Annotated in this window: 12 protein-coding genes; 5 read left to right on the top strand and 7 right to left on the bottom strand. The window is 56.1% G+C overall.

The features are described 5' to 3' along the window. Positions 1–706 precede the first annotated feature (706 nt). Entirely contained in the window at positions 707–1,579 is an 873-nt protein-coding gene (locus ABD890_RS22205) for a leucine-rich repeat domain-containing protein (RefSeq protein WP_345094684.1), read from the top strand. Between the two features lie 252 nt (positions 1,580–1,831). Here ABD890_RS22205 and ABD890_RS22200 read toward each other — a convergent pair whose 3' ends face one another. After that, a complete protein-coding gene (locus ABD890_RS22200; protein ID WP_345094682.1) occupies positions 1,832–2,380 on the bottom strand; it encodes a leucine-rich repeat domain-containing protein in 549 nt (182 codons plus the stop codon). Positions 2,381–2,764: 384 nt separating this feature from the next. Here ABD890_RS22200 and ABD890_RS22195 point away from each other — a divergent pair, with 384 nt between their 5' ends. After that, the gene (locus ABD890_RS22195) at positions 2,765–3,406 is read left to right on the top strand and encodes a hypothetical protein (RefSeq protein ID WP_345094680.1); all 642 of its coding nucleotides are present in this window, start codon (positions 2,765–2,767) and stop codon (positions 3,404–3,406) included. A gap of 236 nt (positions 3,407–3,642) precedes the next feature. Here the strand turns inward: ABD890_RS22195 and ABD890_RS22190 are convergent, their stop codons facing one another. Continuing rightward, the gene (locus tag ABD890_RS22190; RefSeq protein WP_345094678.1) at positions 3,643–4,740 is read right to left on the bottom strand and encodes a DUF1559 family PulG-like putative transporter; all 1,098 of its coding nucleotides are present in this window, start codon (positions 4,738–4,740) and stop codon (positions 3,643–3,645) included. A 76-nt stretch (positions 4,741–4,816) separates the two neighbouring features. After that, a complete protein-coding gene (locus ABD890_RS22185) occupies positions 4,817–5,317 on the bottom strand; it encodes a carboxypeptidase regulatory-like domain-containing protein (RefSeq protein ID WP_345094676.1) in 501 nt (166 codons plus the stop codon). A 366-nt stretch (positions 5,318–5,683) separates the two neighbouring features. Here ABD890_RS22185 and ABD890_RS22180 point away from each other — a divergent pair, with 366 nt between their 5' ends. The 3 genes from ABD890_RS22180 to ABD890_RS22170 all read left to right on the top strand — a co-directional run bounded on the left by ABD890_RS22180 (position 5,684) and on the right by ABD890_RS22170 (position 11,061). Continuing rightward, the gene (locus tag ABD890_RS22180; RefSeq protein WP_345094674.1) at positions 5,684–8,719 is read left to right on the top strand and encodes a PSD1 and planctomycete cytochrome C domain-containing protein; all 3,036 of its coding nucleotides are present in this window, start codon (positions 5,684–5,686) and stop codon (positions 8,717–8,719) included. An 18-nt stretch (positions 8,720–8,737) separates the two neighbouring features. Then, positions 8,738–10,177, top strand: a complete 1,440-nt coding sequence (locus tag ABD890_RS22175) for a DUF1501 domain-containing protein (protein ID WP_345094672.1) — start codon at positions 8,738–8,740, stop codon at positions 10,175–10,177. Positions 10,178–10,251: 74 nt separating this feature from the next. Further along, entirely contained in the window at positions 10,252–11,061 is an 810-nt protein-coding gene (locus ABD890_RS22170) for a metallophosphoesterase family protein (protein WP_345094670.1), read from the top strand. On the opposite strand, the gene ABD890_RS22165 is transcribed toward ABD890_RS22170, so the two are convergent. From ABD890_RS22165 to ABD890_RS22150, 4 genes are all read right to left on the bottom strand, one after another. Continuing rightward, a complete protein-coding gene (locus ABD890_RS22165; RefSeq protein ID WP_345094668.1) occupies positions 11,058–12,173 on the bottom strand; it encodes an EAL domain-containing protein in 1,116 nt (371 codons plus the stop codon). The genes ABD890_RS22170 and ABD890_RS22165 overlap by 4 nt on opposite strands. Positions 12,174–12,615: 442 nt before the next feature. Next, entirely contained in the window at positions 12,616–13,065 is a 450-nt protein-coding gene (locus tag ABD890_RS22160) for a cupin domain-containing protein (RefSeq protein WP_345094666.1), read from the bottom strand. Positions 13,066–13,286: 221 nt separating this feature from the next. Next, the gene (locus ABD890_RS22155) at positions 13,287–13,943 is read right to left on the bottom strand and encodes a hypothetical protein (protein ID WP_345094664.1); all 657 of its coding nucleotides are present in this window, start codon (positions 13,941–13,943) and stop codon (positions 13,287–13,289) included. A 253-nt stretch (positions 13,944–14,196) separates the two neighbouring features. Continuing rightward, on the bottom strand, positions 14,197–15,600 hold the full coding sequence (locus ABD890_RS22150; RefSeq protein ID WP_345094663.1) for a DUF1552 domain-containing protein: 1,404 nt from the start codon (positions 15,598–15,600) through the stop codon (positions 14,197–14,199). Between the last annotated feature and the right edge of the window lie 14 nt (positions 15,601–15,614).

The raw sequence follows: 15,614 nt of genomic DNA, 5'->3' as shown, positions 1-15,614 counted from the left end.
GATTCTCTCCTGCTCAGCTATTGACGAAACTTCTGTCTAATAACGAAAAAAACTGACGAAATGCAAAAAGTTTTGCGAATTGGCTTCCAAGAAAGATCGGTCAGAGATGGCGAAGATGGAACTTAGCCCAGCTTGGGGGTGTTTCGGCAGCATGGTATTGGCGAGCGGTCGACCTTCCAGATGTCACCGGCGTCTGGCCAGTGCGAATTGGATACAGATAGACAAACCGACTCTTGGCTTCCGTTGAGTTCAATACTGTGTTCGGTTCGCTCGCGGGATGATCGAAACCGACTCGGAAACGCTAAGTCCTTTTTTCACTGTCGGATAGAGCGAATTTGCAAACAGAGAACAGTCACGAAGAGGGCTCAGTCCGGGGGCCTTTCTTTGAAGCAGATTTTCCCTCGACAAACCAGTTAACGAGCAACGCCGAGAGTGACTGCTTTGGGCGTTTTTTCGTTTCTTGATCTCAGATGTTTGAATGACGATTGGTCTGGGATAGGATCTCGGGTAGCTCCGCTTCGACCTCTGTTGGCGTGACCGAGTCTTCATCCCTTGGTTCCGCTCTTTGGAATCTTGGATCGTACGGGGGCTCGGACGCGAAGGATCCTGCGGCCTGATTCTCAATGGACAGGACCCTTCCAATGTGGCGCTTAAGTTGGTGAGTAGGACGGAAGCTTTTAAAGCGGTAACGGACGGGACGAAGTCAATGAGCCCAATCCATCAGTATCGACGTTCATTCTATTGTGAAAGCCTATCAATTCGTGTTGATGTATTCCTCTTATTCTTAGTCATATGCGTTGCTCTCCTATTCATGGTTCGATCGGCCTGGGCACAGCAGGCCGGCTATCAGCCTATCATCGACAATGGATTCCTTCTGATCGATGCCGGCGAAAGAGTCCCCGTTACATGGCTCAAAGAGGCGACTCGCGTTCATTTCCAGCCAAATGCGATTTGGGGGACCGACAAAACAAACGGTCCGGAGCGAATGATATGGATATCAGGTGAAGACATTGCCCAGATTCGGCATGCCAGGCGACTTGAAGAGTTAGCGATGGGAGGCGCAGATGTGAGCGGCCGTGATATCGAGGTGATTCTAAAATTGCCACGCCTGAAAAGAATTGAATATACCGGTATTTGGCACGCCGACGACGAGGTATTGAAGGTGTTCGGACGTGTGAAAGCTCTGGAGCGCCTCGTCTTTACGGAAAGTCAGCTTGCCGATTCTTCAATGGCGTCCATCGGTGAACTCAAGCACCTGAAGTATCTAGATTTGGAAAACACGGGAATCAAATCCTCGTTTTTCAAACAAGGTGTCAGCCTGCCTGGTAGCCTGACTCACCTCCGTTTAGATGAAGCCCAACTCGACAATTCTGTGATCTTGCTGCTTCCAAAGGGTTTGACGCATCTTTCGTTGAGTGGGACAGGTCTCAAGCCAGACGTCATTCCACTTCTGAAAAGATTTCAGCGTCTTGAGGAACTCAGTCTTTTCGAAGATGACTGGAACGTGAACGACTACGAACGATTGAAGGAACAACTTCCTGGCGTGAAGGTCAATTCGCGCGTGTTTTCTCGGTTTTGATAATATCGAGCGTTGCCTACCCGATGAAGCTCCAGCGGCAGTGGATGCCACCGGCTACAGGTCTGACTGTTACCGTATTCGCAGGCTGGTGGTTGTTCGAACGCTGTCGCAACAATAGTGCACACAAAGATCTACACTCTGGTGCCGAATTTGGTTGTTCTTGTTGTCTCTGGATGAAAAGCTGATGACAACCGGCTGGCGATGAACCGACCTTCTGCTACTACCATTAGCCGTTTGCCACACCGGCAAAATTCAGTGCTCGACGTGGCTGCAGTTAGGCTGTGCGGTTTGTAATTTCTTGACGCCTTCAGAAGTGACCTGGGTGTTTTTGAGATGGAGGACCTTCAGGCCGGTCAGGCCATTGAGGTGCTCGAGCCCGGCATCACTCAGTTTTGTGTTGTTGAGGTAGAGGGTTTCTATGCTGGTCAGTTCTTTAAGATGCGTTAGCCCGGCGTCGCTGATTCGCGTATTGCTGAGGGATAGGACCTGGAGGTTCGGCAGTTCTTCCAGGTAGACGGCCTCGTCATCGCCGAAATTTCGCCAGCCGGAGTCAACTACTTCCCCGTCCGCGTTGACAAGCTGCTCGTTGACAAGCACCGAAGTCACGACTCGGTTAGCGATGCGTTCTCCGAGAAACGCTCGGATCTTCTGAGGGAACGTAAGCTCGGCATCCTCGTAAGCGACGACGCTGCCAGCACCTTCCAGGATGCGTCCAATTTCTTCCTGTCGCTTCGACTGCTCAATATTCCAGATGCACAACGACAATAGCAGGCTGACAAATAAGACCGTAACAAGGAGCATGCTTAGTCGGAATTGAAACCGTGGGCGGCGTTGGGGAGCCTCATCGATCATCGACGCACCTCTTTAACCGTGGCGGTAATGCGGATGGGCACGTGATGCAGGATCGCAGGTCGAGCGCAACCCACGAAGATGGTATCGATAACGTGTGTCATAGGTGACCGGCATATACTCATAGATAAGCAAAGCACACGTTGTCGAAGACTTCATGTGCCTGGCGTTGTTATCTCACGTTATTGACGATGCCGCCAGCAAAACGTGATTCACTAGCCATTTCGATGCTCGAACTAAAAATGGCTTAGTAAGTTGGCCGGGGAGCTAATTGACTGGCCAGCACATGGCAGATACGAGTGAAATAGACGGGAATAAATTGAAGAGTTGAGGCCTATGATGGGCACTGGCAATTACTGCGGAGCAATGATGACCTGGGTAACTAAACTGAATTGCCTGGTAGGCGTGGTCGCGGTTTGGCAGGTGTTCCTTGCGTTGCTGATCGTTCTGGAGCAATTGTTTTGGACTACCTGTGATCCAGTCGTCGTTTTTACCACGGACGATGCCGTGTATCAGAGATGCGCCGTCTTTGATTATGAGCAGACAATGCTATTGCTCGTGTCGTCGGGTTTCGCGATGGGAGCACTTCTCTGCAATGCTGAAACGCAATTGCAAACACGATTCGCAACAACCTCTCTCGTGTTCGCAGGGCTATTTGGCGTATGTTTTATCGCCACGGTCTTTCACCCATACTCTCCCCATCGATTCAGTGGGCGATTGCCTGAAATGGACATCGCAGGATACAGTCTCTATCCGGACGGAACGGCAGAGCTTGAGATTCGGTTTCGATCAGATCCCTTGGCGCACGCCTCTCTTTGGGCAGGGGTTGGGCAATTGTTCCTTTCTGTGGCCTTGTTCATTCCAAGCCTTCGGCAGCGAAAACTCTGCTTGCTCGACCTCTTCCTATTCGTGGCAATGCTCGCGATCGCATTCTCGCTATGGGGGGCGCTCTATAAGCCTCCAAGCTTTCCTCAATAGCCTTTGGGAAATCGTTCGGACCGGTGCCATCTGCATCGAGTATCACGTTGCCTGCCATGGTTGATTACGGCCTCTTCGACTTCAACCCATTCGCTTGGATTGGCAAGGAAGCCTCTCGCTTTCGCCAGCAGGAGGCGGATGGGCGACTCGGTGCCTGAGGCCGAGGAATGACGTCGCGGCGATTTGCCCCGAAGGCTTGCCACGTTTCGGCAAGCCTTGATGGACCTGGTTGCGGCTTAGCTGGACGACACCACTTCACCACCTTGCGGCGAGCCCATCGCTCCCCAGACACCGAAGGGACTCGCGCCTGAGCCGACGGCGGCGGCGTTCGTGTCTCCGCAGTCGATTGTGTCGGGAATAAATTTTACCGAACCATCCAGCATGCCAAGCATGACGCCGCCGGGATGATTGCTGGCAGGCGGAAGCACGGCCCAGTCGTTATTGGCATTGCTGCCATAGTGACACATGGGCGAGTTGGGAGGCGTCATCGTGGTGAAGCCATTCACCGCCGTCCAGCCGCTGGTGAACAAGGCACCTCGCCAGGTGGGCGACCGGTGGGCATCGGCAAAGTTACGAACGCTGCCTGGGGCCATCGGCAGGCCGTTGGTGCAATTGAAAGGTCGGCCGTGCGCCGTTCCGTCCCAGATCCCATCGTAGCGGGCGACGTTCGAGCGGACGTCGGTCCCGTCGCGGGTCGCAGGCGAAAGGCATTCGCTCACTGCCGCAGTGTTACTGGTGCCGTCGGTGCAGTCACGAAAGCTCTTTCGTTCACGATAAAACATGCCGCGCGAGATCGTGCGACGATGTTGATCTGCCCCGGGCAGATGTCCTTGCGTCCAAAGGCCATCGCCGAGCGAGAACACATAGCTATTCAGCGGAGCCGTGTTTCCATTGAACGTTGGATCGGTATGGCGGACGTTGCCGTCGTTCGAGGGGCATTTCAGATTGCTGAGGTCGGATGCATACACTTCGTCCACGTTCCAGGGGGCCCCTAACGAAAGCGGGGCGACACTCGAGATCGCTTCGTACAGCGGCGTTTGTTCCAGGTAAGGCAGCAAGTAAACAATCGTTCCGCAGCGGCCGCCACTTCCTCCGTCCGGGTTATCGAATCGGCCAGCGAAGCCATCGCCGCCAGCGGGAAACTCTCCATAGGAATCGTGATGGTTGTGAAGGGCGAGTGAGATTTGTTTGATCTGGTTGCTGCATTGCATCCGACGAGCCGCCTCGCGAGCTTGCTGGACGGCTGGAAGGAGCAAGGCGATCAATACGCCGATGATCGCGATCACGACCAGCAGTTCAACCAGCGTGAAACCTCGGGAGCTTAAAGAACGCATCGGGACACCTCAGAATGAAAGAAGAGAAGAAGAGCATCAGAAAATTGCCGACAAGGTTCAGGCCAACTCGATTGACTTAGCCCGGCGGTCCTTTCCGTTTGACGCGAACCGGTGCACCCAGATCGAACTCTTGCGCATTGCTGCCGGCGACTACTTCCAGTCGCAATGGCGTCTTGGTGGGGTTCGAATACTGCGGATCGACCAGGTCATAGGTCGCATCCTGTGCAGACGTTTGATTCATCTCGGCCAGCGAGCCAGAGCCTGCTTGAGGCATCTCGATCTTCGTCACCGTCACGCGATAGGTCCCCGCAGGCACCCCGTTGAATTTGCCGTGCGTTCGGATCTTGGAAATGCCACTGGCATCGGTACTTCCGCCAGAGTACCACGGAGAAGGAGCCGCATCAGGAATCAACCGAATCGACGCCAGTTCCAGCGGAGTTCCCTCTTGAACAATCGTTAAGGTGACAGGATGCAATTCGGGCATGTTCTCCGGCGGCGGTGGTTCGCTACTGCAACCGAAGCCCGAAATAAGACCGATCGAGAGAAACGCGATCACCAGGGTCTGCGAAACGGACATAGCAACTCCTTCGGGCGAAACGAGCCGAAACGGAACTTGCCGCCGGGGCCGTTGGAGCACCCCAAAAACGATAAGCCAAAAGCAGGGGTGGAACGTAAATATTTGTAAAAGATGGGCTTATTGCTGTCAAATTATAAAAACGAGCCACGTTCGTTATAAAAATGTAACAGGGCCAGGACGAAACACGTCTAAATCTTCGGTAATGCTCGCGAATAGCCCGGTCACGGCAAGCGTTGGCAACGTTTCGCCTGATTTGGAAATCTCGCTCAAACCTTCACGTGGTGTTTTGCAAATCGGGCCTCTAGGTGTAATATCGGTGTGCGAAGTCGTTATTCCGAACCCGTTCAGAATAAGTGAGAGCAGTTAATGCGACCTGTTTGGAAAGCTCTTTCCCTCTTGGCAGTGTTGGGGGGAATTCACCTTCTAGCTCGGCCAGGCCTGGCCGAGGACACTGTCGATTTCAATCGCGACATTCGCCCGATCTTTGCCTCCAAATGCTTTGCGTGTCATGGTCCGGATGAAGAACATCGCGAAGCCGATTTGCGATTGGACGATCGGGAGGCTGCTATCGATTACGGGGCCTTAGTGCCAGGCTCGGCGACCGAAAGCCTGCTGATGGAACGCATCCTGACAGACGATCACGATCTGCAGATGCCGCCACCCCATACCAACGACACGCTGACGGCCGAACAGAAAAAGCTGTTTCAAAAGTGGATTGAAGAGGGAGCACCGTACGCCAAGCATTGGGCATTCGTTCCGGTGACCAAGCCAGAGTTGCCACCGGTTTCCAACGAGGCATGGCCTAAGCGGCCGCTCGATCGATTCGTGCTCGCGCGGCTCGATAAAGAAGGGCTTGCTCCTTCTGCCGAAGCGGATCGATATGCCTTGGTGCGTCGCGTCTATCTTGACTTGATCGGCTTGCCTCCGACCCCTGCCGAGGCCGATGCGTTTGTGAACGATCAAGATCCGCAAGCTTACGAGAAGTTGGTCGATCGCTTGTTGGCCTCGCCTCGCTACGGCGAACGCTGGGCTCGTGAATGGTTAGACCTCGCTCGCTATTCCGATACGAACGGGTACGAGAAAGATCGCGAGCGTTCAATCTGGCCTTATCGCGATTGGGTCATTCAAGCGATCAACGATGACATGCCGTTCGATCAGTTCACCATCGAGCAACTTGCCGGTGACATGTTGCCGGATGCGACCCAGCAACAGATGATCGCGACCGGCTTTCACCGTAACACGATGTTGAACGAAGAGGGGGGGATTGATCCGCTCGAGTATCGCTACTACGCGATGGTCGACCGAGTCGCAACGACCGGCACCGTGTGGCTTGGCCTGACGATCGGCTGTGCCCAGTGCCATACGCATAAGTACGACCCGATCACGCATACGGACTACTTCGCGTTCATGGCCTTGCTGAACAACGCCGACGAACCTTCGTTATTGCTAAAAACGCCCGAAGATATCAAGCGGCGGGAAGCGATGCTCGCCAAGATCGCAGAACTCGAATCGCAGTTGCCCGGTCAGTTCCCGCCTGCTGATGGGGAAGGGGAGTTGCTCCAACGTCGCGAAGCAAACTTCCAAGCGAAGAAGGCGGAATGGCTTGCCGACGCTCGGCAGCAAGCCGTGGACTGGCAGACGCTCCGTCCTTCGGCCTTGGAGAGCAACTTACCGAAGCTGGAGACGCTAGAAGATGGCTCGATCTTCTCGAGCGGCGATATCACCAAGCGAGATGTTTTCACGCTGACCTATTCCATTGATCCGGCGCAGCTTCCGTTGACCGCCTTGCGGTTGGAAGTGATGCCAGACGATCGTTTGCCAGCCGGTGGCCCTGGCCGCGCCTACTACGAAGGACGGCAAGGCGACTTCTTCCTCAGCGAGTTCGCGACCAAGTTCAATGGTCAGCCTGTCAAGCTCACCGACGCGTCGCATAGCTACGGCAAGATTGGGATCGGCAGTGGTAGTGCCGACGCAGCCAACGTGCTGGACGGCAACGGATCGACCGGCTGGTCGACTGCCGAACAGGAAGGGAAGTCGAATCAACTGGTGCTGAATTTCGATCAGCCGATCACCTCGGCAGGCGAGCTAACAATCGAATTGCTCTTCGAACGCCACTTTGCTGCTAGCCTAGGACGGTTTCGGATCTCAGCCGCTTCCGCAGATGGCAATGTTCAAGCGAAGCAGTTGCCCGTCGAAGTGGAAGCCTTGCTGACACGAACGTCCGGCGACCTTTCGCCTGAGGAAGCGTCGCAGATCGAGCGTTACTATCTGGCGGTTGCTCCTGAACTGGCCGAGGCTCGGAAGCCGATCGATGCGCTGCGAAAGTCGATGCCTCGCTATTCGACCACCTTGGTCATGCAGGAGCGTCCTGAAGACAACCCTCGTCCGACCCATCGCCATCATCGTGGCGAGTACCTCAGTCCGAAGGAATTGGTGCAACCGAATGTGCCGCAGTTCCTCGCAGACGAGTCGAGCCCCGGGCCTGCCAATCGTTTGGAACTCGCCCAGTGGCTGGTCAGTCGCGACAATCCTTTGACGTCGCGGGTCGTGGCGAATCGTGCCTGGCAGGCATTCTTCGGACGCGGCCTGGTCGAGAGTGCCGGGGACTTCGGCACCCAGTCGGAACCGCCATCGCATCCGCAGCTTCTCGATCATCTTGCTTCGTCGTTGATCGAGAATGGCTGGTCCATGAAATCGCTGCATCGCGAGATTGTCTTGAGTGCCACGTACCGCCAAGATCCGGTCGCGTCGCCCGAACTGCAAGCGATCGATTCGCAAAACCGGCTACTGGCCCGGGGACCTCGATTCCGCGTCGATGCCGAAATGGTCCGAGATATGATGTTGAAGGCGAGCGGGCAGCTGTCGGACAAGATGTTCGGACACGGGGTCTTTCCACCTCAGCCCGATAGCGTGACTGCCTTGGCTTACGACAGAATGAAGTGGAATCCTTCGCCGGGCGAAGATCGCTTTCGCCGGTCGATCTACACCTTCAGCAAGCGAACGGCACCTTTCGCGGCGTTCACAGTGTTCGACGCGCCGAGCGGTGAAGTTTGTATTGCGAAGCGAGATCGTAGCAACACGCCACTTCAAGCTTTGACGTTGTTAAACGATGCGATGTACCTGGAACTTGCCCAGGCCCTGGCCTCTGCGGCGAAGACCGAGGGCGCGACCAATGAAACGATCGCCGAGAACATTTTCCGACGCCTTTTGACTCGGCCGCCAGAATCGGGCGAAGTCAAAGCAGTGCTGCAATATTGGAACGAGCAATTACAACGGCTGCAAAGTGGCGAACTCGATCCAGCAACAATCGTAGGGAAGCAAAACAGTTCGGCGGACGACGCGGCCTGGGTGATGGTGGCTCGTGCCTTGATGAACCTCGACGAATCCATCACCAAACCATAAACGGAAGTGAACGAACCAATGCATTGGCTTCAAGAACAAACTCGACGACACTTCTTTCGCAATTGTGGCGTGGGAATCGGTAAGATTGCCCTGGCTTCGCTCTTGGCCGAATCAGGCATGGCGAACGAAGTTGCCCAGGCGGACAACGCCAGCCCGTTCGCGCCGAAGTCGACGCACTTTCCCGGCAAAGCGAAGCGGGTCATCTATTTGTTCATGGCAGGCGCTCCGAGTCAGCTCGAACTGTTCGACTACAAACCGAAGTTGGCCGAAATGGAAGGGAAGCCCATTCCTCCGTCGGTGATCGCTGGGCAACGCTATGCGTTCATTCAGCCTGACGCGGCAGTTCTTGGCCCACGTTTCAAGTTCGCGAAGCATGGCCAATGTGGTGCCGAGATTTCCGAAATGCTGCCAGGTTTGTCGAAGGTGGTCGACGATATCACGATCCTCCGTTCGGTCCACACCGATCACTTCAACCATTCGCCAGCCCAGCTCTTTTGCAACACCGGCAATGGTGTGCCAGGTCGACCTAGCATGGGCTCTTGGCTGAGCTACGGCTTGGGAAGCGAAGCCCACGATTTGCCGTCGTTCGTCGTGCTGAAGAGTGGTGGCAGCTTGAGTGGCGGGGCGGCTATGTGGAACGCTGGTTTCCTTCCATCGGTGCATCAAGGCGTCCCCTTCCGCGGGCAAGGCGATCCGATCCTGCACGTATCGAATCCGCCTGGCTTCGATACGAAAGCGCAGCGCGAGTCGCTCGATTTAATTCGTCAGTTGAATCAACAACGTTTCGATGCGCTAGGCGATCCTGAAATCCGTACGCGAATGGAAGCCTACGAAATGGCCTTCCGCATGCAGTCGCGGGCCCCAGAGCTCATGGAGTTCTCGCAAGAGACCCAAGAGACGATGGATCTTTACGGGGCGAACCCGAGTGATCCGAAGCAAGCGTTCGCCAACAATTGCCTTCTCGCACGAAGGCTCGCTGAACGAGGCGTCCGATTCGTTCAGGTCTATCACGCTGGCTGGGATCATCACAGTAACGTCGAAGGCGGGATACGAGCTCAGGCCAAAGAAACCGATCAAGCGTGTGCGGCCCTGGTCGAAGATCTGCGTCGGCGGGGCATGCTCGACGATACGCTGATCGTTTGGGGTGGTGAGTTTGGTCGAACGCCGATGGTCGAATCGAGTGCTGCGTTGGGACGAAGTCAGGGACGTGACCATCACCCGCAAGCGTTCACCATGTGGTTCGCCGGTGGCGGAATGAAGCCTGGGCTGACCTATGGCAAGACTGACGAACTTGGTTTCAACGTCGTTGAGAACAAGGCCCATGTGCATGACGTTCAAGCGACGATCTTGCACGCCCTGGGGATCGATCATACGAAGCTAATCTTCCGCCATCGTGGTTTGAACTTCAAGCTAACCGGCGTCGAAGAGCATCACCCGATCTTGGACCTCTTAAGCTAGACCAAGATCAAGGCCCGCCAGACACTTGCTGACCGTCAGCGAACCTGTTTCGGTGAAGATGTGTCCTCGGCGGGATGAGAATCACATCCCTCAGCGACGAACCGGTACAGGAGATTCGATTCCTGAACGCTGGCAAGCGGCCTGGCGACTTCTATTCCGATTCGCTGCCGGTACTGCATGGCGTTGTTGACGCACTGCCTGAGGGGATGTCGGCGCTGGTGGTAACCGCGGACTTGCAAGGTCGCGAGACCTTCGAGTCGGCGCGTGGTCAGCCGTTACGCCTGCTCGGAGAAGTTCTTCCAGCAATGTTCGTTGACGAGATCCTGCCTTCACTGAACGTGGGCAATCAGCGCATCGGCGTCCTGATGGCAGGCGATTTCTATACGGTACCGACACTGGATCGTCGCGGAGGCAGTGGCGATGTGCGGTCAGTTTGGCAGGCGTTCGCCGACCAAATGGATTGGGTGGTCGGAGTCGCCGGCAACCACGACCTCTTCGGCGATAAAGCAGGGCCGCCGAGATTCTCGGGCTCGATGCACTTCCTCGACGGTGACTTGGTGACGGTCGATGGTCTGAGAATCGCGGGAATCAGCGGCATCCCTGGCGAGCCGAGGCGTCTCTGGCGAAGGCATATCAATGACTTCGTCGACGGTGTCGGCTCTCTTCTATGCGAATCGCCTGAGATCGTGATTATGCACGACGGCCCTGATGCCCCAGTGCCAGGCTGCCGTGGCTTGGCACTCGTGCGTGAGATGATTGAGCAGTTCGACCCGACGCTAGTCGTTCGTGGTCATGCCCACTGGGACACGCCACTGGCTGAGCTGGCCAACGGAACCCAGGTACTGAATGTCGATGCTCGGGCTGTGGTGCTGACTGCAAACTAGCTGGCGGCAACCGCTTCTGCTTCGACGATCTTTGGAGACGACGCTGCCTGAAAGGCGGTGGCGGCGGGGCGGGCCAGGTAATAGCCCTGAAACAAATCGACACCAAGCGACTTCATCAGCTCGAACTGTTCGACCGTTTCGATCCCTTCGGCCAGGCAGAGTCGGTTGCACTGCTTGGCAATCGAAGCGAGCGCACCGCAGATCGCTTTATGGATCGGCGAACTGACCGCGGTCCGAACGAGGCTCATGTCGATCTTGATGACGTCGGGGTTCAAGTCGGCCAGCATGTTCAAACCGGCGAAGCCTTCGCCGACGTCGTCCAACGCGATCCGGAAACCTTTTTCGCGGTAGTACATCAACACGTCGGTTAGGTGTTCACGCTGATCGACCGTTTCGGTCTCGACCACCTCGAAGACGATCCGATCTGGCTCGATCCCGGCTGATTTCGCCGCGGCGATGGTCGACTTCAAGCAATAGGACGGTTCATAGATCGCCGTTGGCAAGAAGTTGATCAAGATCGAAACGTTTTCTGGCAGAGCCTTCTTCGCGTTACGAATGTGAGTTTCGCGACAAACGCGATCCAGCATGAACGTAAGACGTTCCTGGGCAGCCCACGCCAACAGTTCACCTGGATAGATGATCTGGCCCTCTTCAGCGACGCCCCGCATCAGGCATTCATAGCCCCACACGGTTTTCCCGTCGGCCCGAAAGACGGGCTGAAAGTGACTAGTGATACGGCCACCCCGTAGCAGTTCGACCAGTGGTGTCGAGTTGAGCGGGGCAAACTGTTCCAATGGAACGAATGCTTCGGCTGCGTGGGTCGCCGCCGCGGCCTGACGCATGCAGCAGCCTGGCTCTGGCGAAGCAGCTTCCCAGCGGGCTTCAATGGAAGCAAGCTGCGTCGGCTCGAGAATCGCGCGCAGGAAGTTCACCACATCGTTCACGATCACATAACGCGAGCTGCCTCCGACCAGCACGACAAAGTCGTTGGCCAGGTTGCCAGGTTGCCAGTCGCGTAATTCCACAAATTGCTTCAGGTGAGTACCCCAGTTCACGCTCGGATTAAATCGCAAGCAGAAACGACGTTCTTCAGTTCGGCACGAACAAGTCACCAGCAATCCCCAACCTTCAAGTCAGCCTTCGGAAGTCGATGCACGCAGGCTGATTGAAAATCGGCCTGATTACTGGCTGAAGTCTGGCATACGGTTTGGGGCTGCGTCGTGGAAAGCCGCCAAATTGCATGGACCCGTGAAGCGGGTTCGGTAATGGCGGCCTTCAGGCAGCTGACGCTCGCTACAACTGGTACGATTCGCACGAACCACCCCGGGCGAGTTTGTTACCGGCTGTGACTTCTCCGCAGATTCTCGTGGTGATGGCCACCTAGCTTTGATCACGCGTTCGTTCCGACTTGGAGAGGCCGTATGGCAAGGCAAAGATCCACAAGCGGAGCCACCGCCGGGCGACAACATCACGCGTAAAGGCACTAAGCTGGGTAATGAGTCATTCCAGGACGAAGAACGCATTGCGGTCGGCGACAGTCCCGGGCCGCTCCCGCTACGGATGGACGTGCTCTTCCACGGTGTGCGTGTTTGATTTGCCTTGGATGCCGGCGTAGAAGACCAGGATCTCGGCATCGGCTTCAGTGTCGTTCTGACCCCAGTGTGGCTTGTTGACCAATTCGATCAGCGAGTCCCCTTCCTTCAGCGTCTTGGTGCCGCCACCTTCCATGTGGACGACCAGTTCGCCGCGAAGCATGACGCCGGCGTTGATGACGCTGTGGGTGTGCAGTGGCGTTCGTTCGCCGGCTGGAATGACGATCCGCAGAATCGTAATTTCTGGCTGACCTTCAGGGTACTTAGGCAGTGGCTTGCCGTCCCACGAGTCAATCGACTTCGCAACGACGGTCACCTTCAAGATGCCATCTTCATGTGCCCAAGCGAGGCCGATTCCGCCCACAACTACCAAGGCGAGCGAACAAAGCAGGTAGGTTGTCAGGCGATTCATGAGCGAGCTTTCCACCGCGAAAGGTTGACAGAACGCAGGCAAAAACCTAGTGCGTTCCGGTAAGAACCGATGCCCGGTCCAACGCCCGTCGCGCCCGACCCCCAGCGACCAAATTTACGTCAGATTTGGGGGTATGCGAAGAAAGTTCTAGGACGCCTCTAGAAATCGGGGCAACTTTTCCAGGGAATCTGTTGCCCCCAAGATGCTGGCCAATGGAAGCGTTACGCTTGCTGGAAGCGGTCGAAGAAGCGTCGGATGTTCGAGCCGAACGAACGATCTTCTTCGTGCGTACGACGTTGGTCCTGGAACGATTCGATCTGAGCCAGATCGCTCATTCGCACGCTCGGATCTTGTAGTGAAACGGGACGGCCGATCTGCATCGAGACGACCTGTTCCAGCGACTGCGGATCGAGCTGATCACGAGGGACTTCCACCCGGCGGAGGCCAAGTTCTGGGCTCCAGACGGTCGAGACCGAATTGCCTGGCGGTTGTAACGAAGGGCCGTTAGCCGGAGCGACGCCTGCCGGAGTCGGTGCGGCAGTGGTCTGCTGGGTCGTGACCGGCACGCTTGGTGGTGGTCCCCAGGTCGGCTGCGGAGTGCTGGCCGGACCAGGTGCCGGATAAGGCCCGTGGTATTCGTCGTAAGGAATGTAGATCGCCCCGGTATAGAAGTCGACCGCGAATGCGATCACGCCAGGGACGAAGAAGAGCAGCATGCCCAAACCATCGAGGGCGACGATCTTCCAGTCGATCTGGTGCGTGTGAGGTTGGCCGACACGCTCGGTATGAATCAGCGTTCCGCATCCACTTAAAAGGCACGCTGTCGGGCCGATGCAAAGCGAACCGGTCAGGTAAGAAAGAAATAGACGACGCTGCATTCTGGTCTCCACCGCAGATAGCCAGCCCCGCAACCATTGCGTGCCGCTCATCTGTGTTGTCTGTTGCCCCCGAATGACTATCGACATTGCGGATTGTCAGCATTAAGCCGATTTTGAGGGGGCGATCTTGCCAGCCTCCGGCAACGGTTTCAAGGCTTATTTTGGGCAAGCCTATCGGTAGATAAGGTCGCTAGCTGTGTGCCACGCGACCTGGTTGGTAGTGCCATCAACGATAGCGAAACGAAGGCGGAAGTTAGATGCCTTCGATCACACCGGTGCTATCGGCGAACGATTCGGCCGAGACGCCCAATCGCTGGAGCATGGTGACGTACAAGTTCGACAGCGGCAGGTCACTCCCCTTCGCTTGATCTTGCCATGGCTCGCGCTTGCCCAGCCAAGGACCACCCTGGAAGTTCATGCCAGCGTTGTTGATGTACTGACCATGCTTCAGACCCATCTGTTTACCGCCGGCCAAAATGATCGGATAGTTCCGCGACAAGTGGAACGCACTCGAAGCCGAGCCCATCAGCAGCAGCGTGTTGTCGAGCATGCAGCCGGTGCCGGCAGGCTCTGGGTTCTCTTTCAGCTTGCCGACGAATCGCCCGAATTCTTCGTTGAGGAACTGGCAATAAAGGCCGAAGTTCTTCCAGCCATTGGGGTTCTTCGTTTCGTGCGAAAGCTGATGGGCCAGATTGAAACCGATGGCCCGGGCCAGATGATCGCTGCGACCGACGCCATTTTCGCGACCGATTTGATAGGTTGCCACGCGCGTGGTGTCGGTTTTATAAGCGAGGTAAATCAGCTCGAACATCGTCTGCAGGTATTCGCGAGGATGCTCAGTCGTAAGTTCCAGATTGAGTTGCTCGCGATCGACCGTTGGCAGTGGAACACTCAGCCACTGCTTCGCCTTATCGACTTTCAGTTCGGCCTGACGGACTGAGTCGAGGTACTCGTCGAGGCTGTGTTGATCTTCTTTGCTGAGTGTCTTTCGCAGCGACTGGGCATCGGCCAGCATTTCGTCGAGGGCACTGTCACTCAAGGCAAGCCGCCGAGCCGAGTCGTTGTTCTTCTTCACGAACAACATGTCGAAGATTTGCTTCGGGCGATGCTCTGCCGGAATCGGGCGACCGTTGCGATCGAAGGAGATCGTATGTGTACCGCGAGCCGTGCCGGTCCCGCCGTCGGTCGACATCACCAGCGAAGCGACACGGGTCTTATCGCCGACATACTTAACGTATTCCTGATCGAGCGAGATCGTGTTTTTGTATTCCTTGTCGCCGCCACCGATGTAAGCGCCGGTGAGGAACTGATCCGCGTTGTTATGCCCATGCACGCTACGGGACTGCGGGTGCGAGAAGCCTGAGAAGACGGTCAGGTCCCCCTTCAGCGATTCGAGCGGCGTCATGCAGTTGGTGAACGTGAATTCGGTGCCGCCACCATGCGGAAACCAGGCCCACTCTTGATAGGATGGATCTTCCGGCAACGGCATTGGAACGCCATCGGGAAAGTAAAAGCATCCCAGGCGTTTCGGATTATTAACCGCCGGATCTGCCAGCAGGTTCTGCGGAAGCAGCGAGCCGAACAGCGGCAAAGCCAAGGCGAAACCACTTCCCCGTAGGAAACGTCGTCGATCAAGCTTGTTCAAATTCAATCCCATGATTTGCTTCTCTT

Origin of the sequence: Bremerella cremea (assembly GCF_039541315.1) — a bacterium.
Classification (GTDB): Bacteria; Planctomycetota; Planctomycetia; order Pirellulales; family Pirellulaceae; genus Bremerella; species Bremerella cremea.
The sequence above is the reverse complement of the archived record's forward strand: the minus strand, read 5'-3'. Positions and strand labels throughout refer to the sequence as shown.